This is a genomic window from Candidatus Nitrotoga arctica (assembly GCF_918378365.1).
Lineage (GTDB): Bacteria > Pseudomonadota > Gammaproteobacteria > Burkholderiales > Gallionellaceae > Nitrotoga > Nitrotoga arctica.
This window is the reverse complement of sequence record NZ_OU912926.1, coordinates 2,546,560-2,568,565: the sequence shown is the minus strand read 5'-3', so window position 1 is coordinate 2,568,565 and position 22,006 is coordinate 2,546,560. Positions and strand designations below refer to the sequence as shown.

The 22,006-nt window shown below is 48.4% G+C and carries 22 protein-coding genes; 8 read left to right on the top strand and 14 right to left on the bottom strand.

Annotated features, from left to right (window positions below; genetic code table 11):
• Window positions 1-20: 20 nt before the first annotated feature.
• A complete protein-coding gene (locus tag MKZ32_RS11740) occupies window positions 21-3,311 on the top strand; it encodes a UvrD-helicase domain-containing protein (protein WP_239797439.1) in 3,291 nt (1,096 codons plus the stop codon).
• A 293-nt stretch (window positions 3,312-3,604) separates the two neighbouring features.
• A complete protein-coding gene (locus MKZ32_RS11735) occupies window positions 3,605-4,477 on the top strand; it encodes a S1 family peptidase (RefSeq protein ID WP_239797438.1) in 873 nt (290 codons plus the stop codon).
• 52 nt (window positions 4,478-4,529) lie between these two features.
• On the opposite strand, the gene MKZ32_RS11730 is transcribed toward MKZ32_RS11735, so the two are convergent.
• From MKZ32_RS11730 to MKZ32_RS11685, 10 genes are all read right to left on the bottom strand, one after another.
• Window positions 4,530-5,825 carry an adenylosuccinate synthase gene (locus MKZ32_RS11730; RefSeq protein WP_239797437.1) on the bottom strand — a complete coding sequence of 432 codons (1,296 nt, stop codon included), beginning with the start codon at window positions 5,823-5,825 and terminating at the stop codon, window positions 4,530-4,532.
• A gap of 73 nt (window positions 5,826-5,898) precedes the next feature.
• Entirely contained in the window at window positions 5,899-7,065 is a 1,167-nt protein-coding gene (locus tag MKZ32_RS11725) for an ATP phosphoribosyltransferase regulatory subunit (protein ID WP_239797436.1), read from the bottom strand.
• Window positions 7,065-7,250: a DUF2065 domain-containing protein gene (locus MKZ32_RS11720; protein WP_239797435.1), complete on the bottom strand. Its 186-nt coding sequence runs from the start codon at window positions 7,248-7,250 to the stop codon at window positions 7,065-7,067. Before MKZ32_RS11720 ends, MKZ32_RS11725 begins: the two co-directional genes overlap by 1 nt.
• Before the next feature lie 15 nt (window positions 7,251-7,265).
• Window positions 7,266-8,144 (bottom strand): protease modulator HflC, encoded by an 879-nt coding sequence (hflC, locus tag MKZ32_RS11715; RefSeq protein WP_239797434.1) that lies wholly within the window; start codon window positions 8,142-8,144, stop codon window positions 7,266-7,268.
• A complete protein-coding gene (gene hflK / locus MKZ32_RS11710; protein ID WP_239797433.1) occupies window positions 8,141-9,346 on the bottom strand; it encodes an FtsH protease activity modulator HflK in 1,206 nt (401 codons plus the stop codon). The genes hflC and hflK overlap by 4 nt, the downstream gene beginning before the upstream one ends.
• A gap of 20 nt (window positions 9,347-9,366) precedes the next feature.
• Window positions 9,367-10,485, bottom strand: a complete 1,119-nt coding sequence (gene hflX, locus MKZ32_RS11705) for a GTPase HflX (protein WP_239797432.1) — start codon at window positions 10,483-10,485, stop codon at window positions 9,367-9,369.
• The gene (gene hfq, locus MKZ32_RS11700) at window positions 10,485-10,715 is read right to left on the bottom strand and encodes an RNA chaperone Hfq (protein ID WP_239797431.1); all 231 of its coding nucleotides are present in this window, start codon (window positions 10,713-10,715) and stop codon (window positions 10,485-10,487) included. Before hfq ends, hflX begins: the two co-directional genes overlap by 1 nt.
• A gap of 211 nt (window positions 10,716-10,926) precedes the next feature.
• Window positions 10,927-11,265 carry a P-II family nitrogen regulator gene (locus MKZ32_RS11695; RefSeq protein WP_239185152.1) on the bottom strand — a complete coding sequence of 113 codons (339 nt, stop codon included), beginning with the start codon at window positions 11,263-11,265 and terminating at the stop codon, window positions 10,927-10,929.
• Between the two features lie 41 nt (window positions 11,266-11,306).
• Complete coding sequence (locus tag MKZ32_RS11690) at window positions 11,307-12,911, bottom strand: NAD+ synthase (RefSeq protein ID WP_239797430.1); 1,605 nt, start codon at window positions 12,909-12,911, stop codon at window positions 11,307-11,309.
• A 297-nt stretch (window positions 12,912-13,208) separates the two neighbouring features.
• Complete coding sequence (locus tag MKZ32_RS11685) at window positions 13,209-13,958, bottom strand: hypothetical protein (RefSeq protein ID WP_239797429.1); 750 nt, start codon at window positions 13,956-13,958, stop codon at window positions 13,209-13,211.
• 425 nt (window positions 13,959-14,383) lie between these two features.
• On the opposite strand from MKZ32_RS11685, the gene MKZ32_RS11680 reads away from it, so the two are divergent.
• The 6 genes from MKZ32_RS11680 to MKZ32_RS11655 all read left to right on the top strand — a co-directional run bounded on the left by MKZ32_RS11680 (window position 14,384) and on the right by MKZ32_RS11655 (window position 19,728).
• Window positions 14,384-15,271 carry an S-methyl-5'-thioadenosine phosphorylase gene (locus MKZ32_RS11680; RefSeq protein ID WP_239797428.1) on the top strand — a complete coding sequence of 296 codons (888 nt, stop codon included), beginning with the start codon at window positions 14,384-14,386 and terminating at the stop codon, window positions 15,269-15,271.
• Window positions 15,271-15,915 (top strand): class II aldolase/adducin family protein, encoded by a 645-nt coding sequence (locus tag MKZ32_RS11675; protein ID WP_239797427.1) that lies wholly within the window; start codon window positions 15,271-15,273, stop codon window positions 15,913-15,915. The genes MKZ32_RS11680 and MKZ32_RS11675 overlap by 1 nt, the downstream gene beginning before the upstream one ends.
• A gap of 14 nt (window positions 15,916-15,929) precedes the next feature.
• Window positions 15,930-16,457 (top strand): adenine phosphoribosyltransferase, encoded by a 528-nt coding sequence (locus MKZ32_RS11670; protein ID WP_239797426.1) that lies wholly within the window; start codon window positions 15,930-15,932, stop codon window positions 16,455-16,457.
• Window positions 16,458-16,562: 105 nt separating this feature from the next.
• Complete coding sequence (gene mtnA, locus MKZ32_RS11665) at window positions 16,563-17,600, top strand: S-methyl-5-thioribose-1-phosphate isomerase (RefSeq protein WP_239797425.1); 1,038 nt, start codon at window positions 16,563-16,565, stop codon at window positions 17,598-17,600.
• Between the two features lie 268 nt (window positions 17,601-17,868).
• Window positions 17,869-18,540 (top strand): tetratricopeptide repeat protein, encoded by a 672-nt coding sequence (locus tag MKZ32_RS11660; protein WP_239797424.1) that lies wholly within the window; start codon window positions 17,869-17,871, stop codon window positions 18,538-18,540.
• Window positions 18,541-18,798: 258 nt separating this feature from the next.
• On the top strand, window positions 18,799-19,728 hold the full coding sequence (locus MKZ32_RS11655) for a tetratricopeptide repeat protein (RefSeq protein WP_239797423.1): 930 nt from the start codon (window positions 18,799-18,801) through the stop codon (window positions 19,726-19,728).
• Between the two features lie 557 nt (window positions 19,729-20,285).
• Here the strand turns inward: MKZ32_RS11655 and MKZ32_RS15755 are convergent.
• The 4 genes from MKZ32_RS15755 to MKZ32_RS11640 all read right to left on the bottom strand — a co-directional run bounded on the left by MKZ32_RS15755 (window position 20,286) and on the right by MKZ32_RS11640 (window position 21,580).
• Window positions 20,286-20,357, bottom strand: coding sequence for a DUF4113 domain-containing protein (locus tag MKZ32_RS15755; protein WP_420887767.1), 72 nt, complete (start codon window positions 20,355-20,357; stop codon window positions 20,286-20,288).
• 21 nt (window positions 20,358-20,378) lie between these two features.
• Complete coding sequence (gene sugE / locus MKZ32_RS11650) at window positions 20,379-20,699, bottom strand: quaternary ammonium compound efflux SMR transporter SugE (RefSeq protein WP_239797422.1); 321 nt, start codon at window positions 20,697-20,699, stop codon at window positions 20,379-20,381.
• A gap of 101 nt (window positions 20,700-20,800) precedes the next feature.
• The gene (locus tag MKZ32_RS11645; RefSeq protein ID WP_239797421.1) at window positions 20,801-21,238 is read right to left on the bottom strand and encodes a hypothetical protein; all 438 of its coding nucleotides are present in this window, start codon (window positions 21,236-21,238) and stop codon (window positions 20,801-20,803) included.
• A gap of 93 nt (window positions 21,239-21,331) precedes the next feature.
• Window positions 21,332-21,580: a hypothetical protein gene (locus MKZ32_RS11640; RefSeq protein WP_239797420.1), complete on the bottom strand. Its 249-nt coding sequence runs from the start codon at window positions 21,578-21,580 to the stop codon at window positions 21,332-21,334.
• Between the last annotated feature and the right edge of the window lie 426 nt (window positions 21,581-22,006).

Below are 22,006 nucleotides of genomic sequence, written 5' to 3'. Positions count from 1 at the left end.
TAAGGAATGTGGAGCATGCAATGAACAATTTCATTGCTCTCAACCCTCAGCACAGCGTTGTCGTGGAAGCCTGCGCGGGCAGCGGCAAAACTTGGCTGCTGGTGTCACGAATTCTGCGTTTGCTGTTGGCTGGTGTTAAGCCTGGAGAAATTTTAGCCATCACTTTCACACGAAAAGCCGCGCAGGAAATGCAGGCGCGCTTGCACGAATGGTTACATTTTCTTGCCACGCAAGATGATATCGCTGTGCGTGCTTTTCTTGTGGAGCGTGAATTGCACGATGTAAGCGATAAACTGCTGGCGCGCGCGCGAAGTCTGTATCGCGACTGTCTAATGGCGCAACCTGCTATTACCATCAATACTTTTCACGGCTGGTTCATACAGATCATTCAGCGCGCACCCTTGAATGCTGGTCTGCTTATAGGTATGCAATTGCTGGAGCGCACTTCGGTTCTGTATGAGGAAGCATGGCAAATGTTTGCCAATAGCCTGCGTGCCGCACCTGACGATGTCACTGCGCAAGAGATGCAATGGTTGTTTGCGGAATATGGTTTACACAGTACGCGCACGCTGCTGAAGAATTTTGTACAGAAGCGAGCCGAATGGTGGGCTTATACCAGCGGTCAGGAAGACGCGGTGGGCTACGCGATGGAGCAACTTCGTATCAAACTGGATGTTGATCCCGAGGATGCCTCGCTTGTGATGCTGCTGGATAAAGATTTCGAATTAATCGTACAGACATTTGCAAACTTGTTACAAAGTGGCTCAGCAGCACAACAGAAAGACGCGTGCATGCTGGCTGAAGCTTTACGTTTACAAGATGCACGTGCACGTTTCGAAGCACTAAGTGACGGGCTTTATACCGATAAGGGTGAGCCGCGCAAACTCAAGGCCAATAAAGGACAGGACGCAGAACTTTATGCCAACCTTTGTTGTGCACTATTTAAATCTCTGCAGTCGGTGCGTGACGCGTTGGCAGAGCGCGAAGTGCTGCGTATGAACCAGGCCGCGTTGCATTGCGGGGCAGCAGTGCTGCAACATTATCAGGATTTGAAACTGCGTCAGCAGTTAATGGATTTTACTGATGTGGAATGGCAGGTGTGCCGCCTGCTCAATCAGAGCGATTGTGCCGAGTATATGCAGTACAAATTGGATAGCCGCTACAAACACGTTTTGCTGGACGAATTTCAGGATACCAATCCGGTGCAATGGCAGATTCTGCAAGCCTGGTTTGCTGCTTCTGCTGCAGTGGAATCGCGGCCAAACGTTTTTGTGGTGGGTGATCCCAAGCAATCCATTTACCGCTTTCGTCGTGCCGATGCGCGCCTATTCGGAGAAGTGAGTGCATGGCTGCAACAAGAATTTGGCGCGTATCCTCTTAACCAGAATATCACGCGGCGCAATGCTCCAGCAGTGCTGCAAGCGGTAAATAATGTGTTTGATTCGCAGCCGGAAGGCTTCGTGGATTTTGAAACACACATCGCGCATCACACGAATTTACCAGGTTTCGTCACTGCCTTGCCGCTAGCGATAATTGAAAATTCGGCAGAGATTGACGTGCTGAGTAGACCGGGTTGGTTGCGTAACCCTTTGCGGGAAGCGCGTATCGAACAAGCGACCGGCGAGCGTGAAGCTGAGGCGCAGCAGTTTGCCGCTGGCATTGCCGATATCATGGCGCACTGGAGTGTGCACGATGCTGACGGCACAGTGCGGCGCGCAGAATATTGTGACATTATGGTTCTGGTACGCAAGCGCACCCATTTACGAGTGTATGAGAACGCCTTGCGTACGTACCGCATTCCCTTTTTAACTTCGCGACGTGGCGGGCTGCTGGACACGTTGGAAGCGGAAGATATACAGGCATTACTAACCTTTCTGATCACCCCGTTCGCCAATTTAGAATTAGCGCAAGTGCTGCGTTCCCCTATTTTCGCCTGCTCCGATGGCGATTTAATGCAATTGGCTCAAGACGAAATCGCTGGTAGCTGGTGGTCACGGCTGCAACGCTGTGTACAGAGCGGCGCAGCATCTGCCGAGTTGTCGCGTGCATATCGCCTGCTGAATAATTGGCTGGATCGCGCCGACAAATTGCCAGTTCATGATCTGCTTGATCGCATCTATTTTGAGGGCGATGTGTTGCATCGGTATGCAGCTACGCTGCCTGTCGAACTGTATGAAACGATTCGCGCCAATCTGCAAGCCTTTATTGAGATTGCGCTGAATGTGGATGCAGGACGCTATCCCAGCTTGCCCCGCTTTCTTGCTGAGTTGAGAGAACTTCGCGCAGCTGACAACAATGAATCTCCGGACGAGGGCAAGGTAGGTGAAGTTGGTAATGCCGTGCGTATTTACACCGTGCATGAGGCCAAGGGGCTGGAGGCACCCATCGTGTGGCTGCTTGATGCCAACGATACGCAACGTAAACCAGATAATTATGACGTGCTGCTCGATTGGCCTCCCAACGCACTGCGACCCGTACATTTCTCGCTATTTACGGATAAGCGTAGACGCGGAGCCAAGCGAGTGGCTTATTTTGATGCCGAGGAAGATTATATTCGGCGTGAAGAAATGAATTTGCTGTATGTCGCCATGACGCGTGCGAAACAAGCGCTGCTGGTTAGTGGAAATGGCGGATTTAAAGAAACTTCCTGGTATGGCCGCATTTCGGCGGCTGTGGAGGAGGGCGACAATCCCTTGCTGATTGCGGCCAATAATCTCGCTCCTGTTTTACCTGTAATCACTACTGAAATTGATGCGGGATTATTGCGTCCATTACCCACTGGTCAGCGCGCGATGCGTTCCACCGCTGCGCAGCGGCAAGGTATTGGGTTACACACGTTGCTGCAACATTTAAGCGCATCTTCGCCAGCTGTGCTAGGCACCTCTGCCTTATTTGCAAATGATGATATGAAAAAAAGAGCGATAACTGACAAAATGGCGCTGCAGCTACAGTGTGACATTTCGCCCAGCGACATGGAATCGCTCTGGCAACAGGCACAACACCTGTTGGCATTACCGGCATTGCAACGTTTCTTCGATCCGCAGCAATACCGTGGGGCTTGCAATGAAATGTCTTATGTCAATGCGCGCGGCGAACTGCGCCGCATCGACCGATTGGTGGAGTTTGACGACGAAGTATGGATACTCGATTACAAGACCGGCGCACCGTCAGATTTTATGTCTCATAGTGTGCAGATGCAGGAATATCGTGTCGCGATGCAGACCGTTTATGCTGGAAAAATAGTTCGCTGCGCATTGCTGTTTTCGGATGGAACGTTATGCGAGATCAGTACCCAAACGACAAAATCGTAATGGTATTCAATGGTGTCGGTTGATACCCCAGTCGGTTACTCAAGTAGCCACAGAACATGAGACTGTAAATGGAATTAGAAATTGAATACGCTATTGCGAGGTCTTCTGAGCCGCTATTACTTTTGTTACGCTTGTCTTGACATCGACCGAAGCGCATAATTGGAAAGGAAAATTCAATATTTTGGGGGATTATAGTGACTAATGATGGCTGTATATGCGACCGTTCCGTTACCAAGGTACTTATCGATTTGTCTGTTGGGAGCTGGCGTTTCAGTCGCTTGTTTGTTCACTTATTGTCCAAGCTGGATGTTGAAAATACGCGCTATTTTAATCAGTACCGTTACTATATTAAGCGCAAGGGAGAGAACCTTAAGGTGGTTGGGCTCTTATTTGATAATCGAAAAAAACGATTCACTGTTGAATTCATATGGACCTCTTTTTTGGCCCTGTGTTGCCATTTTGGTAACGCATCTGGGGGTGAGCTCTCCCAGACCATAGAAATAGTCAGGCCTTCTATTGTAGCTATCGGAACCATATTACAAACTCGCGCACCACCAGCCAATTTTCTTGGAACGGGATTTGCTGTAGGTGATGGTCTCCATATCATTACCAATGCCCATGTCGTTCCGCAAAATCTAAACACGGAAAAAAAGGAATCGTTGGCTGTTTTCGTTGGTCGCGGTGCATCAGCCAAGGCTCGGTCTGCGACTATAGTCGAGGTTGATGTTGAGCATGATTTGGCGTTGTTGAAAATAAGTGGCGAAGCCTTGCCTGCCTTGGTAATCGGAGATTCAGATACTGTAAAAGAGGGAGAAACAGTCGCCTTTACCGGATTTCCCATTGGCATGGTGCTGGGACTCTATCCGGTGACGCACCAAGCCATTATTTCGGCTATTACCCCTATTGTTATCCCAGCACTATCCACGAAACAGCTTGACATCAATATAATCAAGCGACTTCGAGCACCCTATTTGGTATTTCAACTGGATGGAACTGCTTATCCCGGAAATAGCGGCAGTCCGCTGTTTGACCCTAAAACAGGAAAAGTTTTTGGCATCCTCAATATGGTATTTGTAAAAGGCACTAAAGAAAACGTGTTAACCCACCCGAGCGGTATTTCATATGCTATCCCCAGCAATTACATCCACGCAATCATGAAACAATAAACGCCGTGGCCTGGTTCTGCTGTGTTATTAAGTTCTCAATGCCAAAAATTACTTAGCACTCGAATGGATGACGCAACACGATGGTTTCATCGCGATCTGATCCAGTGGAAACCATGTCAACCGGCACTTCACAAATTTCTGCAATGCGTTGAAGATAGTTGCGCGCTTCCAGCGGCAGGTTTTCATAACGCTTCACCCCTACTGTGCTGCCACTCCAGCCTGGCATGTCTTCATATATCGGCTCACAGCCAACCAGGGATTCCGCACCGACTGGCAGGATGTCGCTGTACTGTCCTTCGCTACGATAGCCCACGCCTAAGCGTAGCGTTTGAACCCCATCCAGCACATCCAACTTAGTTACGCATAAGCCTGACACGCCGTTAATTTGAATGGAACGCTTGAGCGCAGCCGCATCAAACCAGCCACAACGGCGTGCGCGTCCGGTGGTTGAGCCAAATTCATGCCCTTTCTCTGCCAGATGCTTACCCACTTCGTCGTCTAATTCGGTTGGAAAGGGGCCGGATCCAACGCGTGTGGTATATGCTTTGGTGATTCCAAGTACGTAATGCAACATCTGCGGGCCGACACCGCTACCCGTGCAAGCCGCTCCTGCGATGCAGTTGCTGGAAGTAACGAAAGGATAAGTGCCATGATCTATATCCAGCAAAGTGCCCTGCGCGCCTTCAAATAGTAGATTCAACCCGGCTTTGTTCGCCTCATACAAAGCGCGCGGCACGTCCAGCACCAATGGTTTGATGCGCTCAGCCAGCGCTAGCGTGTTGTCTAATGTCTTCTGGAAATCAACTGTTTCGGTGTTGAAATAATTCTTCAATACGAAGTTGTGATAATCCAGCACCTCTCCCAGCTTGGCGGCGAAGCGCTTACGGTGGAACAGGTCTTGAAGACGGATGGCACGACGCGCTACCTTGTCTTCATAAGCGGGGCCGATACCGCGTCCGGTAGTCCCAATTTTAGCTGCGCCCTTAGCCAACTCACGAGCTTTATCCAAGGCCTCGTGATAAGGTAAAATCAATGGGCACGCTTCGGAAATACGCAGGCGGCTATAGACATCCACACCGGCAGCAGCCAAACCATCCATCTCTTTAAGCAGCGCCTGTGGCGATACCACCACACCGTTGCCGATGTAACACATCACATGCTCGCGCAGGATGCCAGAGGGAATGAGGTGCAGTACGGTTTTTTTGCCACCAATTACGAGTGTATGTCCGGCATTGTGGCCGCCTTGGAAGCGCACCACGCCTTGCGAGTGATCAGTGAGCCAATCGACTATCTTACCCTTGCCTTCATCGCCCCACTGCGTCCCGATAACTACAACATTTTTCGACATTACTGATTCCTGATTTACTATTGATCGTTGGCATTCAAAACTGTCCCCACCTCTTCGGTAAGTGGGGATAAATTTAAAATTTCATTTTTTCCACGTGCCATGCACCATCGCGCATGATTAGTTCGCTGTCACAATTGAGTTCAGTGCGCAGTTCCAAAGCGTCCAAAAAATCAACTACCACTGCGTGCCCCTGTGCGCGCAACTGCGCGATTTTTTCATGGAGTGCTGAATCATCACGATGTGGTGCCAATATGCCCATAGGTTGCGAGTGTTGCGCCAGCAAGCCATGCAACTGGCGTAAATCCATGCTAAAGCCGGTGGCGGGGCGGGCGCGGCCGAAGCTTTTACCTACGTCGTCATAGCGTCCGCCCACAGCGATGGCATCATGGCTGCCTGCATGATAAGCGGCAAATACCATGCCACTGTGGTAGTGATAGCCTCGCAGCTCGGCAAGATCGATGCCAATGCTATGTGCCAGAGGTTGCAGATGACCCGCAGCTTGTTCCAGCTCATTCAGCGCTGCCGCCACTTCAGGATAGTTTGGCAACGTCGCACGGGCGTGTTCTATCACCTCTATCCCACCGTACAATTTAGGTAATGCCAACAGCGCATTTTTCACTTCAGGCATCAAATCAGCTACTAATGGGCGCAATGCAGGCACATTCTTGCCTTGCAATGCGTTGGACAATTCTATTTCCAGTTTTTTCGGGATTCCCGCGCGATTGATTAGCGCGCGAAAAAGCGCAACATGGCCAAGATCAAGATGAACTCCTTCGACACCGAGTAAAGTCAAAGCCTGGAGCATTAAACGCTGCACCTCCAAATCACTTTCCAAACCGCTGTGACCATATAGCTCTGCACCAATCTGTAATAATTCGCGCGTGCGCATTAATCCCGCAGGCTGGGTGTGGAGTACGCTGCCGGCATAGCACAGCCGGGTTATGCCTTGACGATTGAGCAAATGTGCGTCAATGCGCGCTACCTGTGGCGTAATGTCGGCGCGCAGGGCCAAGGTACGTCCACTCAATTGGTCAACCAGCTTAAAAGTGCGCAAGTCCATATCATGGTTGCCAATGATCTGTAGAGACTCGGCATATTCCAACAGCGGTGGTGCTACTAATTGATAACCGGACAGGCGCAGCAGTTCAAGTACATTGGCGCGCATGCTTTCAATGCGCCATGCCTCGTCCGGCAAGATATCTTGAATGTATTCTGGCAATAGCCAATTTGAATTCGGCATTATTTTACCCAATACAGTAACAGCAGCCCTGATAGCATGGCAGTGAGGCCTAAAAAACGGATTTGTCCATCAGAAAACAGTACCAGTTTGCGAAGCGCCTCGCGCCACAAGGCAGGAAATAGAAACGGCATGATACCTTCAATAACCAGCATCAATGCCAACCCGATAAACCAATAAGTCAGCATATTGAAAACCTCTACTTATTTGCCCGGTTTACTGGAACCCTTGAGATATTTAAAGAATGCGGAGCTGGGATCCATCACCATGACATCGCTCTTGTTCTTGAAGCTTTGTTTATAGGCATCCATGCTGCGATAAAATGCATAAAACTCTGCATTACGGCCAAATGCAGCAGCATAAATTGCAGATGATTTTGCATCACCATCCCCCTTTATTTTTTGTGCGTCACGGTATGCATCGGCGAGCGTCACTTCTCGTTGCCGGTCAGCATCGGCGCGAATCTTCTCACTTTCGGCATTACCGGTTGCACGTAGCTCATTGGCAACGCGTTTACGCTCGGCATCCATCCGGCGATATACTGATTCACTGATCTCAGTTGGGAAATCCACCCGTTTCAGGCGTACATCCAGTACTTGTACGCCGATTTTTCGTGCGTCTAAATCGGCTTTTTGACGCAGAGTATTCATGATTTTTTCACGTTCGCCGGACACCACTTCGTTAATAGTTCGTTTGCCGAACTCCTCACGCATGCTTGAGTTTACTGTTTGCATCAAACGTGTTTTTGCACGGATCTCGTCTCCGCTCACACTGAGGTAATACTGCTTTACATCGGCGATGCGCCACTTTACGAAGGAATCCACCATCACGTTTTTCTTTTCAGCTGTGATAAAACGTTCTGGTTCCACGCTATCAAAGGTCAAAATGCGCGAGTCGAAATAACGTACATTCTGTATCAGCGGGATTTTGAAATAGAGACCGGGTGCGGTCTTCACTCCTACCATTTCGCCAAGTTGTAATACGATGACCGTCTGGCGTTGATCTACCACGAACATACTGAGACTGAGCAAGATTAATACTGCGGCTGCACCCATCAAAATATTGACAAAATTAGGTTTCATTGACGTGCCTCCCTGTTGCGGCCGCGTAATTCCTCGCGTGCGCGCGGCATGAGTGCCGCACTTTCATTTATCGGTGCAGACGAAGCCGCTTGTTGATCAATATGGCCCGCTGCTTGTGTTTCCGGTAAAGGTAGGCCACCCTGCGCTGTGCTTTGAATCAACTTGTCCAACGGCAGGTACAGCAGGTTGTTACCATTCTTCTGATCCACCATCACTTTACTTGTGCTGGTCAAAATTTGTTGCATCATGTCGATATACATGCGTTCACGAGTAACAACAGGTGCTTTCTCATATTCCAGCAGCACTTGTTGGAAGCGGCTGGCATCACCCTCGGCACTCGCGATCACGCGCTGGCGATAACCTTCGGCCTCCTGCATCAGACGTGCCGCGGCACCCTTTGCTCTCGGTATTACATCATTGGCGTAAGCCTGGCCTTCGTTCTTCTGGCGCTCCCTGTCCTGTCCCGCTTTAACCGCATCGTCGAATGCGGCCTGCACTTGTTCAGGCGGTTGCGCATTTTGCATGGTAACTTTGCTCAACAGGATCCCGGATTTATAGCGATCCAAAATGTCTTGGGCGAGTTTGGTAGTGGCCGCAGCTACCTGTTCGCGTCCTTCGTACAGCACGAAGTCCATCTTGTTTTTGCCAACGATTTCACGTATTGAGGTTTCTGCCGCTTGACGTACATTCTCATCCGGTGCGCGGTTATTAAACAAGTATTCGCCTGGGTCTTTCAAGAAGTATTGAACAGCGAATTGAATATCGATAATATTTTCATCATCGGTCAACATCAGCGACTCTTTTAAAATCTTGTTTTTGACGTTGTCACGGTAACCGATTTCCACTGTCCTGACTTGACTAATGTTCACGACTTCGACGGACTCAATAGGGAATGGCATATGCCAGCGTGGGCCGGGCTGAGTGGTCTCGACAAAACTACCGAAACGTAACACCACGCCGCGCTGACTAGCGTCCACGATGTAAAACCCGCTAGCGATCCAGATCAGTGCAACTACCACTGCAATCAAGCCGATGCTGGCATTGAATTTATTAGAGTTGTTTCCACCGCCAGTGTTTCCGGTGCCACCGCCCTTGTTGCCGAACAGTGCGGAGATTTTTTTATTGATATCGCGCAACACTGCTTCTATGTCTGGTGGGCCGCCACCGTTTTTGTTGCCCCATTGGGGGTCATTCAATCCCATAACTCATCCTATTTAATCAATTATTTAGTTGCAGGGACATCCCATTGTGTTCGGGTATTACATACTTCCGCCAACGCCGTACGCAATTCATCTATACCTGCGCCAGTTTTAGCGCTCAAATAAATGCGCGCAATTCTAGCATAATCGTCACGTTGCACACCCGCCGGTAAATCCTGTAAATCAATCTTATTGAATATCAAAATCTGCGGGATATGCTGTGCGCCAATTTCCAGCAATACTTTATTAACTTCAGCTATCTGATCAAACCGTTCCGAGCTGTTTGCATCCACTACATGCAGTAGCAAATCGGCCTGCGCCGTTTCGTCTAATGTGCTGCGAAAGGCTGCAATTAAACTATGCGGCAGATGACGAATGAAGCCTACCGTATCTGACAATACCACCTGACCCGATCCCTCGATATATACGCGCCGAGCAGTTGTATCGAGCGTGGCAAACAACTGATCTGCAACATATGCATTCGAGTGGGTCAATTTATTAAATAAAGTAGACTTGCCCGCGTTAGTGTAGCCAACGATAGATACCGATAACACATCTGATCGTGTACGTGACCGGCGTAGCACTTGGCGATGGCGATGAAGCTTCTCTAGGCGCTCTTTCAATAAAACTACACGTTTATCCAGTTTGCGTCTATCCAGTTCCAACTGTGTTTCGCCTGGACCGCGAGCACCTACTGCGTATTTCTGTTGGCCCATGTCGGTATTCATCCCGACCAAACGTGTGGAAAGATATTTAAGCTGGGCCAGTTCCACCTGTACCTTACCTTCATGGCTTTGAGCGCGCAAGGCAAAGATATCCAGGATCAGCATGGTGCGGTCAATCACACGAGCCTTAATTCTAGCGGTCAGATTGCGCATTTGCGCAGGGGACAAGTCGTGGTTAAAAATAACCAGCGGAACGTCGTTCTGTTCGACAATGGCGGAGATTTCATCCACCTTACCGCTCCCCGCAAATAATGACGCATCAGGACGATGCCGCCGCCCTTCCACTAATGCGATGCAACGCACACCTGCACTTTCTGCCAGCAGTCGCAATTCCTCAAGGCTTTCTGCATAATCCGGCGCACCAAAATCCAGGCTGACTAATACTGCCGTGTTAATTACCGCAGTGCTTTTGTGCATTACTCAGCATCAAATGGAATGGTTATGGCGCGTGCGGGAACAATGGTGGAAATGGCGTGCTTGTAAACCATTTGTGTGATTGTGTTCTTCAGGAGTACTACATACTGGTCGAATGATTCGACCTGACCTTGCAATTTGATGCCATTTACCAGATAAATGGCGACCTGCACATGTTCCTTACGTAGTGCATTCAGGAACGGGTCTTGTAATTGTTGCCCTTTTGTACTCATCGGTTTTGCTCTTATTGGTTATGGCGGGCAACTACTTTACTGGATTTCTCGACTATTCGGAAGAGTGCATGGCTTGTATTTGCGTGCAAATTTTAAAAGATCCAGAATTATTTAACACGTTACCGCATTCAGATCAGAGGTTTCCACCCTTCATCGAGAATTCGTCCGATTTGAGATTTTTAATGTATTGCGAAGAGAATGAACGAAAATCTTAAATTGCTGATTCGTCCGTCTCACCTGTACGGATTCGGATGATTTGTTCTACTGAAGTAACAAAAATTTTGCCGTCACCAATCTTACCGGTATGTGCTGCCTTAATGATGGCGTTCACTGCCGCGTCCAGCAGAGAAGCAACAATCACTACCTCTATTTTGATCTTGGGCAAAAAATCCACTACATATTCTGCGCCGCGATACAGCTCGGTATGCCCCTTCTGTCGTCCGAATCCTTTCACATCGGTCACAGTTAATCCGCTGACCCCCAGTTCTGAAAGTGCTTCACGCACTTCATCGAGTTTGAACGGTTTGATGATCGCTTCGATTTTTTTCATGGATGTTCTCGAATGTATAGATGTTGTTAAGTATAGCTTATCTAAAAGCCGTCCTGATAACGCACGGTGATCGGATAGCGCCAGTCCTTGCCAAAGCCGCGGTCGGTAATACGCACTCCAACGGGTGCTTGGCGGCGTTTGTATTCGTTGACGCGGATCATATTCACCACCCGATATACATCCGTCTCGGTATAGCCATGTGCCACTATCTCAGCGATGGTTAAATTCTGCTCCACATAATGAAACATTATGCCATCAAGCACATCATAAGGTGGCAAGCTATCTTGGTCGGTCTGATCGGGCTTTAATTCCGCGCTGGGCGGTCGTGTGATGATGCGCTCCGGGATCACCCTGCTCAAACTGTTACGGTAGGTAGCCAGACGATATACCCAGGTTTTGCTGACGTCTTTGAGCACTGCAAAACCGCCCGCCATATCGCCGTATAGGGTGCAATAGCCGACGGTCATTTCCGATTTGTTGCCCGTTGTCAGCACTAAAGAGCCGAACTTGTTGGACAAGGCCATCAACAAATTGCCTCGTATGCGAGCCTGTAAATTTTCTTCGGTGGTGTTCGGTGTTAGTCCCTTGAACATACCCTCTAATGTAGTGAGATAAGCATCAAACGTCGGCTTGATGTCCAATTCATCGTAGCGCACACCCAGCGTTACGGCCATTTCGCGCGCATCATCCAGGCTAATTTGCGCGGTATAAGGCGATGGCATCATTACCGCATGTACCTTGTCTGCGCCCAGCGCATCTACCGCTACCGCCAATGTCAGCGCCGAATCGATCCCTCCGGATAAACCCAATAACACACCCGGAAAACGGTTCTTGCCGATATAGTCCCGGACTCCCAGGCACAGCGCGCGATAGATACTGTCCTCATGTTTGTGAGCAGGGATTCTCTCGCCAGTCATTAGCTTGCCGTCATGGATTTCAATCAGTCCAAGCGTTTCTTCAAAAGAAACGAAGTGATGCGTTAACGTGCCGTGTGCATCCATCGCAAACGAAGCGCCATCGAACACTAATTCATCCTGTCCGCCCACCATGTTGGCATATATTACCGCCAGACCGGTTTCACCGATACGATTACGAATGATTTTATAGCGCAATGACTGTTTGTCGATGTGATATGGTGAGGCATTCAGCACCAACAATACCTGCGCTCCTGCTTCGTATGCACGTTGCGCTGTATGATCCTCCCAGATGTCAGCACAAATGTTAAGTGCAAATTTGACGCCCTGCATTTCAAATATGCAGGGGGAGTTACCGGGCGTGAAATAGCGTCTTTCGTCGAACACACTGTAGTTCGGCAATTCATGCTTGTGATAGGTGGCGATGATCTGGCCGTCGCGCAACACAGAGACAGCGTTGTAGCGCTTGTCGTCTACTTCATGCGGGTGCCCAACTACCACGGTGAGCCCCCAAATTTGTTGCGCAAGTTCTTGCAATGCCAGATCACAGGTGCGGTAAAACCCACTTCGTAACAGCAGGTCTTCTGGTGGATAACCGCATAAGCTTAACTCAGGCGTAAGTAGCAAAGTGGCTCCCTGTTGCTTGGCCTGTTCTGCATAAGCAAGGATCTTGGCAGAATTGCCCGCCAAGTCACCCAGCATGCAATTGATTTGTGCAACCGCAAGTTTCATATTGAGTTCAGAGTTCAAGTAGGTAATGGATGGCTATCATACCAACGTTTGCTAAAGGCAATAGCGTGGGCTAGCATTCATTGCCTTGAATAAAATTGTACTTCCTGTTTCAATCCGCTTGTAAACATAAAACGATTACGGACAAGTATGATTCATGTACCAGAAAGAATCGGCATAATCGGCGGCAGCGGGATTTACGACATTAATAAAGGGGTCAAGCCTTGACATCACGCATCCGGCCTAACGTTGTGTCAAGACTTGATCTCTTTGATTTTTATGACTGACCCATTCAACAGCTCAAAGCGCCGCATCTCTCGCGCTAAGGTACACATCCACGACCTCAATGGAAGGATCAATAAATTCCTTGTGGATTACCCATGCTCCCATGCTGTTGAGACCGACACTAATGGCATTGACCAACTTCATAAGATCAAATTCAGCACCACAATCCCCGACAGCTTCGGGGAAATCGCCGCAGACGCGCTCGAAAATCTCAGAGCCGCGCTTGATCAAGCCGGATACGCAGTCGCTGTCGCGGCTGGCGTGGGTGATCCTAGAAAGGCATACTTTCCCATCGGCGACGATGCAATGAATCTCGAAAGCATTATTACGATGAATTGCAAAAATATCCCTAGTGAGATTGTTGCGATCTTTCGCGGGTTCCAGCCTTATCAGGGAGGGAATGACCTGATCTGGGCACTCAACAAAGCTAATAACATTAACAAACATAGGCTTCTTGTTCCGGCCTGCCAGTTTCTCAGTAACATGAACTTGAAAATTCGTGGGTCTGGCGGTGACTGCCGCATCCCGCCACCAATCTGGGATCGCAGAAAAAATGAGGTCGTATTTGCTGTCACTTCTAATGATGCGAAAATTGAGTACAACGTTAATGGTGCCTACTGTGTATCTTTTGACGAAATCGAGGTTATTCGCGGATATCCAGCGGCACACATTCTCGGCGCGATGGCGTGCGAAGTGGAGTGCATCGTTATGGCTACCGAAACTGAGGTGCGACGAATCGGACTCGTCCAGTAAACGTATGACCATCAACTCCACGTTCAACCAGACCGTCAAAAGCGCGGCTGGTTAACTCTACGTTCGAAATCATCAACCACCACTCAATAATAAAGGGGTCAAGTCTCAATACTGTTCGGATAGCGCGTTTGACGGAGTGTTTTTTCTGTTCAGTAAGTTGATTTTATTTAACTTATTTTTATTAACCAAACAGTATTGGGTCAAGTCTTGACATCACGCATTCGGCCTAACGTTGTGTCAAGTCTGGCCCACTTGATTTCGTGTTGGGCTTCGCAAGCTCAGCGCCAACCTACGCTTGCAGAGTTCAAGTAGGAAATGGATGGGTATCATACCAACGTTTGTTAAAGGCAATCGCGTGGGCAAGCATTCATTGTCTTGAATAAAACTGTACTTCCTGTTTCAATCTGCCTGTAAATATAAAATAATTACGGACAACCATGATCCATGTACCAGAAAGAATCGGCATCATCGGCGGCAGCGGGATTTACGACATTGCCGGGTTGACCAACAAGCGCTGGGAAAAGGTCACTTCGCCGTTCGGCGAACCGTCCAGCGAGTTATTGTTCGGTGAACTGGACGGTCACAATATTGTGTTTTTGCCCCGTCATGGTCGCGGACACAGAATTCCTCCGACCGAAATTAATTTTCACGCCAATATCGACGTGCTGAAGCGGGTAGGGGTGACCGATGTCATTTCAGTTAGCGCCGTTGGTTCCTTGCGCGAAGACTTGCCGCCGGGCACGTTCGTGATTGTTGATCAATTTATCGATCGTACTTTTGCGCGCAATAAGTCTTTTTTTGGCACGGGATTGGTGGCGCATGTTTCTATGGCCTACCCTGTTTGCAAAAGGCTGGGTGATCATATTGAGATGGCCGCGAAAGAGGCAAATATCCCTATCGTTCGTGGCGGTACTTATCTGGTTATGGAAGGGCCGCAGTTTTCGAGTCTGGCTGAATCGAATCTCTATCGTACTTGGGGGTGCGATGTAATTGGCATGACCAACATGCCAGAGGCTAAGCTCGCCCGTGAGGCAGAGTTGTGTTACGCCACCGTGGCGATGGTCACTGACTATGATTGTTGGCATCCCGATCATGAGCATGTAACGGTAGGGCAGATCATCAAGATACTCGCCGAAAATGCCGACAAGGCGAAAACGCTGGTAAAGCATGTCATTCCGAAAGTGCGCACTGATGCTCTGGCCGATGCCTGTAGTTGTCGCTCGGCGTTGGAATTCGCGCTCATTACTGCGCCGGAAGTGCGCGATGCAGCCATGATTGAAAAGCTGGATGCTATTGCGGGCCGGGTGTTGAAAGGTAAGCCCTGATGTCATCCGGGGAAGATGGCCTGCGCCTAGAGTTACTGGATGCGTCCCAGCGTTTGCTCGATCAAGGTTTGAATCGCGGTACTTCCGGCAATGCGGCCGTGCGTTGTGGTGATGGCATATTGATTACGCCGTCTGCGATGTCGGTGGCGAAAATGACCCCCGCCGACATGGTCCGTATGGATTTGAATGGCAATGTTTTGTGTGGTGGTAAGCCCACCAGCGAGTGGCGCTTCCATCGTGACATTCTAGCCAACCGTCCTGACGTGGGCGCTGTCATCCACACGCATTCAGCGTTTGCCACCACGTTGGCCTGTTTGCGCAAGGATGTTCCACCCGTGCATTACATGATCGCCGCGGCGGGCGGCAATACGATCCGTTGCACACCCTATGCGTTGTTTGGCGAACAGACGCTTTCAGACTATGCATTGTCCGCGCTGGAGGGTCGTAAAGCCTGCTTGCTGGCTAACCACGGCATGATTGCGCTGGGCTCTGATTTAACGGATGCGTTGACGGTAACCATCGAGGTCGAATTTTTGTGCGAATTGTACTGGCGCGCTTTGCAGGCAGGTGAACCGCACATTCTTACGTCGCAACAAATGCACGACGTGCAAGAAAAATTTGTCGATTACAAAAAATGCACCTAACAACCTGAAGATATATGCCTATCAAATCTCTTATTCGCACCATTCCGCACTATCCCAAGCCGAATATCATGTTTCGCGATATCACTTCCCTCCTTAAGGATCCGATAGGTTTCAGGATCACCATAAACGAGTTGGTACGTCGTTATGCTGATATGGAAATCGACAAGGTGATGGGTATTGAAGCGCGAGGTTTTATCGTAGGAGCGCCGCTGGCTTATGCTTTGGGTAAAGGTTTTGTGCCGATTCGTAAACAAGGCAAGTTGCCGGCAGAAACTATAGGGCATGACTACGAACTGGAATATGGTACTGACCGTATTGAAGTTCATACCGATGCGATTACTTCAGGCGAAAGGGTATTGCTTGTGGATGATCTAATTGCTACTGGCGGTACGGCGGAGGCGGCAACCAGGCTGATTGAGAAGATTGGTGGCCAAATTGTTGAATGCTGTTTTGTCATTGATCTACCCGATGTTGGTGGACGTAAGCGCTTAGAGAAACTTGGCTACAGTGTGTTTGCGCTGTGTGAATTTGAGGGTGACTGAACACCTGCACAATTGTGATTGCTGTCATTCAATAAGGGTAGTAGTCCAGAGAAATTACAAACTGGATAATTACGATAATGGGAATGGCAATTTTTGAGGCACCCTATGAAAGTTGAAACTCTGCGTTGGTCGGATGGTGTGCTGGAGATGATAGATCAGCGCGTTTTGCCTGCGACGTTTATTTACTTGTCATATGACTCTGCCGCTGCTGTGGCCGAAGGTATCCGCAGTATGGTGGTGCGTGGCGCTCCAGCCATCGGCGTGGCAGCAGCCTACGGCGTGGCGCTGGAGGCACTGCGTTTGCTTTCTGTTACGGATGAATCCTTCCAGCGTGGGATGAATGAAGGTTTTAATACGCTGGCTCAAAGCAGGCCGACTGCGGTCAATTTGTTTTGGGCGTTAGCCCGCATGAAGCAGGTATGGCAAAGCGTATCGAATGAATCCAACAGGCAAGTAGCTATGTGCCTGTTGGCCGAGGCGCATGAGATTTTTGCCGAAGATATTCGCATCAATCGCGCTCTGGGGTCGCACGGTGCCGAATTGTTGCGGGACGGTGCACATGTATTGACTCATTGCAATGCCGGAGCGCTGGCTACAGCTGGCCATGGCACTGCGTTGGGTGTCATTCGGTCCGCTGTGGAGGCAGGGAAAAAAATTTCCGTTATTGCTGACGAAACACGTCCTTTCCTACAAGGTGCGCGCCTGACCGCATGGGAGATGGTGCAGGAAAAAATTCCGGTGACCCTCATCACTGATAATATGGCTGGCTACATGATGAGTCGCGGCGAAGTGGATGCCGTAGTGGTCGGTACGGATCGCGTAGCCGCGAATGGCGATGTCGCTAACAAGATTGGCACCTATATGGTCGCCGTGCTGGCACAACGCCACCACATTCCTTTCTATGTAGCCTGTCCGCTTTCCACGATAGACATGTCTATCACAAGCGGTGTGGATATTCCCATCGAAGAACGTCATGCAGATGAGGTAAAAGGCTTTCGAGATTTCCACTGGGCTGCGCAGGGTGTGCAGATACGTAACCCTTCGTTTGATATTACACCTGCAGAATTGGTTACAGCGCTGATTACCGAAAAGGGAGTGATTCACCAACCTGATGCCGGGAAACTGCGCACGCTATTCAGTTGATGGAAATACCAAGTTTTTTTAGTGCACCTGTGCTACGTCATTTACATTAACTACGTAGTAATGGTCAGTGTGAATTTAGATTGTTTATCTTAAAATAAAACTTGCTTTTTATTTCACACTTGAACATTTTTTTTGCTTGCTACAGGCATGTAAATTAGCTCTTGACAATTATTGCCTGCGAACTATATTGAAGTAACTTACTCAAAGCAAGTTGGGAAGGTAGTGCATGCGGCAGCATTTTCTATAACGTAATAACGATGGGGCCAATATGAGAATAATTGTACAGTTTGTGACCTTGCTTTTGACATTGAATGGCTATGTTTTAGCAGAAGAAGTATCGACCGTAACAAATAGTTTGGAGCAAGTTCAAAAGCAAGCAGAGGCCGGAGATGTCAGCGCTCAGACCCGCCTAGGATGGGTATATGCCAACGGCATCGGTGTAACTGTAGATGCCGACAAGGCCGTGGAGTGGTATCAAAAAGCAGCAGCTCAAGGGTACCCCAAGGCTCAGTTTGAACTCGGGGCAATGTATGGCAGTGGGGAAACTGTGACTAGCGTCGCTAAAGACCCGATCAAGGCCGCAGAGTGGTATCAGAAAGCAGCAGCCCAAGGGTACTCCAAGGCCCAGTTTGAACTCGGGTCGATTTACCTCACAGGCGAAGGCGTAAAGAAAGATGCCACTAAGGCTGTGGAATGGTATCAAAAAGCGGCAGCGCAGGGTCTTGCCCAAGCGCAGACCAGTCTTGGATGGATGTACCAGAATGGTAAGGGCGTGGCAAAGGATGGTGTGTTGGCTTATGCATGGCACAATTTGGCTGTTGCACATGGTAATGACAATGCGAAAAAATTACGCGACTTAACTAATTTGAATTCTGTCCAACGCGCCGAAGCAGAACGATTGTCTGCAAACTGGAAGCCGGGACAGATATTGAGCCGGTAGGGGAATTGATTGGTAAAATAATGACAACGTTGGTTAGCTATCCAACTTCATATTCCATCCGAGCTACACGAAAGTCACATCACCGGTTAACTCTATGCCCTGTGCGAAAGTTAAGTCAGGCGTGAAATACTATGGAGATACGGGTGGATAATGTGCGTTAACGTTTACAACGTAAAATAATAGTTATTAGTTTGATAATCGTTTTCCATTAACACTTCGCTAGTCGGCGGACATGATGAATTTGAATGAGGTCTAAAAATGTCATTGGTACATATTTATATGCGCATTACAGGAAAAGTGCTCCTTACATTGTTGTTTGCTGTTGCGGTGAGTGCGTATGGTCAGTCAATGTCACAATCATCAGTAAATCAGGAGGCAGAAGAGAATCTTGCGCAATTGAGAGTGTATGCGGAATCTGGTGATGCAAACGCACAGTATGATTTAGCCTGGATGTACGATACCGGTGGGGATAATAAAATCTTGGCCAAGGATACACGCAAGGCCGCAGAGTGGTATGAGAAAGCTGCAGTACAGGGCCATGTCAAGGCACAAGCTGGCCTTGGGCTGTTGTATGTCAACGGCGACGGTGTTCCCAGGGATTATGTCAAGGCTGTAGATTGGCTGCAGAAGGCATCGGCGCAAGGGAATGCCGATGCGCAGCTAAACCTTGGTTGGCTATACCGCGACAGCAAGGGTATACCGAAGGACCCCGCCAAGGCCTTTGAATGGTGGCAGAATGCGGCAGAGCGGGGGTTTGCCCATGCACAGTTCGCCCTGGGGGTGATATACAACAAAGGCGAAGTTGTGCCGAGGAATGTTACCAAAGCACTTGAGCTATGGCAGAAGGCAGTAATGCAGGGATATCCAGATGCACAGTTAAATCTCGGGTCAATGTACTATTTTGGCGAAGGTGTGCCAAAGGATGTCGTTAAGGCTGCTGAGTTATGGCAGAAAGCGGCTGCTCACGGAAATACCGATGCACAGTACAACCTCGCTTTGGCGTACTACCTAGGTAGTGGGGTGCAGAAGGACGAGCTGCTGTCCTATGTGTGGTCCAATCTGGCTGTCGAATATGGCGGTAATGTCAACGCAAAAAAATTACGTGATTCAATCACCTTGACTCCAGAACAACGCGAAGCAGCGGAGAAAATGTTTTCGAATTGGCAGATAGGAAAAGTTTATCGTTAGGGGCTTGTATCGGTCGTGAGCGCTGAAAACCACTGTGCTTATTGGCAATCAAGTCTTCTTTAGGAATATGCGGCTTGTTGAAGCGTTCGATAGATACGCTATACGCATCGGTCAGTTCTATGCGCGTATTTTTCTGCTTCTTGCTATGGAGTGCAAAATTTCCCTCTGATTATTTTTAACCTGAGGTTCCTCTGACACCATGAAATAGAGGACTTCATGTTTAACAGCCCTTTCCGCTCGCTTCCATTGAGTTGAGAGCGAGCGGATTTATTTATTGCCAGGAATTGGCGATACCATGAATCCCCTATGCGATATACCCTTGTTCAGGCAGCCACGCCCGATATAAATACAATCCCCTATATGTCAGCTGCCTTGCATACCAAGGTAAATCTAACAATTAGAATGACCTCATTCTCAATTTTAATTGGATTTCAGTATCTAAAAAATATTGATTGTCATAGTCATGTAATGTTAAGAGGCTAAAGTTAATCTAGAAATCAATTTAAACCTCCCTTCGCCGCTCCCTCCCCCCAGGATTAGAGCGGTTTTTTTTAGTTTTATATTTTCCCAACAACCATTAGTTCATTCCAATCCGTGGTGTAATTTTGAGAATATCGCCCCCTGTGCATCGTTTATCCACTAATTCGAACTTAGGAAGGGGAAAGAATTTTTAAACCGATGATCCCAGCAAGAATCAGTCCAACGCAAATCAACCGGCCTACTGCGGCAGAGTCGCCGAACAAAAAAATCCCCAAGAAGACGGTTCCGACAGCTCCAACCCCGGTCCAGACCGCGTAGGCTGTTCCAACTGGCAAATCTTTCATGGCAATACCAAGAAGTGTCAAGCTGATGAGCATGGCCGCTACCGTTCCTACGGTCGGCCATAGCTTGGTAAAGCCATTTGTATATTTGAGACCGATAGCCCATCCTACTTCAAAAAGTCCAGCGATGGTGAGAATGACCCAAGCCATAATTCCTCCCGAAAAAATAAGGTCGTCCTCAATTTATGATTTAAAAGGCAGGGTCGTCCCTGCTATTTACTGAGTAAAGCACGGGTCACCCGGCTTAATATTTAATCTGATCTATCAATAGCGGACCGTTTTTTTGATTCAAGCAGTAGCAATTTGTCTGTAATTAATAACGGTGCAAGCTTCAATGAGGTTTTCTTTTCCATATCTTGGATTGCCATTTGATAGTCTTTTTTATTATTTGCAGTTATTGCGGCGGCCACACGTTCCATTTTTGTTAATTGCTCTTTGGCATTTAAAATTAACCTCGTTTGGTCGTAATCCACGCCAGTCTCCATTCCTTGCGTTACCAAAATATTCATTACAGCAGAAAAAATGTTCAAATGAACTATCAGCGCATGCATATTGGGATGAGGTACTTCTTGGCAGCAATAAAAACCGTAAATTTTTGATTGTCTTAATACGGAATTACAATTTAAAAAGACCCGCTCCCAAACTTTATCTACACGTTTTTTTACTTCGTCAGAGTCAAATAAATTCATAAAATTTTAGTCGATTTTTATAAAAAATACCTTGTTATTCATGAGAAGGAGAGTTAACCGCTACCCCGCATACTTTTTAGATTTCATTCAGGCTTAATAAGCCCCCTTTGCTTTCATGCAAAGGTTTATCAGCTCACCTTCACGCAGAGAAATATTGAACCCGTTCATAGCGCTGCTCTCCATGCCATATCCAGTTGGATTCTTGGACATTTCTTTTGCTACTTTGTCCATACAAGTAGACCGATCCTTTTTTTCTTGCTCGCTCAATTGAAGCGGGTTATGGTCAGATTTAGCAGCGCAACCGGTGAGGCTGATCAAGGCGATTAATGTTATGAGTTTCATAATTTGCCCTCTTTATCTTATCCAGTGATGGCCAATCCATACTTTTGCTCATCTGCACATTTATAGCAACGATCTCTTGGGTTTCTAGGGCCTGATTTGATGAGCAATGGATCGTTGATCATTGCATATGTTTTCCAGTTGCTTGTCCTTTATGATTCTCTATCAGAATTTCTTCTATCTGAAATAAATTAATTTATGCAGTATGCCCCGGTTCGAACCCGTCTACAAGGCTTGATAGGTGGGGCACGCAGCATCTTAGCCCCTTCTACCCCTGTCGTGAGTCAGTTGTATAGGCTAGGTAAGCGGCCCGGCCCAATACCTGATAACGCCCGGGCGACTCCAGCGGGAACAGATAATCGAGCATGGCTGAGGCAGCGCAAGCGCAAGACGAAAGTAGTGAATAACATCCAGTAAGACATTGTTGAT

What these genes read in the sequence shown, in the direction of transcription:
- MKZ32_RS11740 (WP_239797439.1), top strand. Translation starts at nt 21, where the DNA reads ATGAACAATTTCATTGCTCTCAACCCTCAGCACAGCGTTGTCGTGGAA.
- MKZ32_RS11730 (WP_239797437.1), bottom strand. Translation starts at nt 5,825, where the DNA reads ATGTCGAAAAATGTTGTAGTTATCGGGACGCAGTGGGGCGATGAAGGC.
- MKZ32_RS11725 (WP_239797436.1), bottom strand. Translation starts at nt 7,065, where the DNA reads ATGCCGAATTCAAATTGGCTATTGCCAGAATACATTCAAGATATCTTG.
- MKZ32_RS11720 (WP_239797435.1), bottom strand. Translation starts at nt 7,250, where the DNA reads ATGCTGACTTATTGGTTTATCGGGTTGGCATTGATGCTGGTTATTGAA.
- hflC (WP_239797434.1), bottom strand. Translation starts at nt 8,144, where the DNA reads ATGAAACCTAATTTTGTCAATATTTTGATGGGTGCAGCCGCAGTATTA.
- hflK (WP_239797433.1), bottom strand. Translation starts at nt 9,346, where the DNA reads ATGGGATTGAATGACCCCCAATGGGGCAACAAAAACGGTGGCGGCCCA.
- hflX (WP_239797432.1), bottom strand. Translation starts at nt 10,485, where the DNA reads ATGCACAAAAGCACTGCGGTAATTAACACGGCAGTATTAGTCAGCCTG.
- hfq (WP_239797431.1), bottom strand. Translation starts at nt 10,715, where the DNA reads ATGAGTACAAAAGGGCAACAATTACAAGACCCGTTCCTGAATGCACTA.
- MKZ32_RS11695 (WP_239185152.1), bottom strand. Translation starts at nt 11,265, where the DNA reads ATGAAAAAAATCGAAGCGATCATCAAACCGTTCAAACTCGATGAAGTG.
- MKZ32_RS11690 (WP_239797430.1), bottom strand. Translation starts at nt 12,911, where the DNA reads ATGAAACTTGCGGTTGCACAAATCAATTGCATGCTGGGTGACTTGGCG.
- MKZ32_RS11685 (WP_239797429.1), bottom strand. Translation starts at nt 13,958, where the DNA reads ATGGTCATACGTTTACTGGACGAGTCCGATTCGTCGCACCTCAGTTTC.
- MKZ32_RS11680 (WP_239797428.1), top strand. Translation starts at nt 14,384, where the DNA reads ATGATCCATGTACCAGAAAGAATCGGCATCATCGGCGGCAGCGGGATT.
- MKZ32_RS11675 (WP_239797427.1), top strand. Translation starts at nt 15,271, where the DNA reads ATGTCATCCGGGGAAGATGGCCTGCGCCTAGAGTTACTGGATGCGTCC.
- MKZ32_RS11670 (WP_239797426.1), top strand. Translation starts at nt 15,930, where the DNA reads ATGCCTATCAAATCTCTTATTCGCACCATTCCGCACTATCCCAAGCCG.
- mtnA (WP_239797425.1), top strand. Translation starts at nt 16,563, where the DNA reads ATGAAAGTTGAAACTCTGCGTTGGTCGGATGGTGTGCTGGAGATGATA.
- MKZ32_RS11660 (WP_239797424.1), top strand. Translation starts at nt 17,869, where the DNA reads ATGAGAATAATTGTACAGTTTGTGACCTTGCTTTTGACATTGAATGGC.
- MKZ32_RS11655 (WP_239797423.1), top strand. Translation starts at nt 18,799, where the DNA reads ATGTCATTGGTACATATTTATATGCGCATTACAGGAAAAGTGCTCCTT.
- sugE (WP_239797422.1), bottom strand. Translation starts at nt 20,699, where the DNA reads ATGGCTTGGGTCATTCTCACCATCGCTGGACTTTTTGAAGTAGGATGG.
- MKZ32_RS11645 (WP_239797421.1), bottom strand. Translation starts at nt 21,238, where the DNA reads ATGAATTTATTTGACTCTGACGAAGTAAAAAAACGTGTAGATAAAGTT.
- MKZ32_RS11640 (WP_239797420.1), bottom strand. Translation starts at nt 21,580, where the DNA reads ATGAAACTCATAACATTAATCGCCTTGATCAGCCTCACCGGTTGCGCT.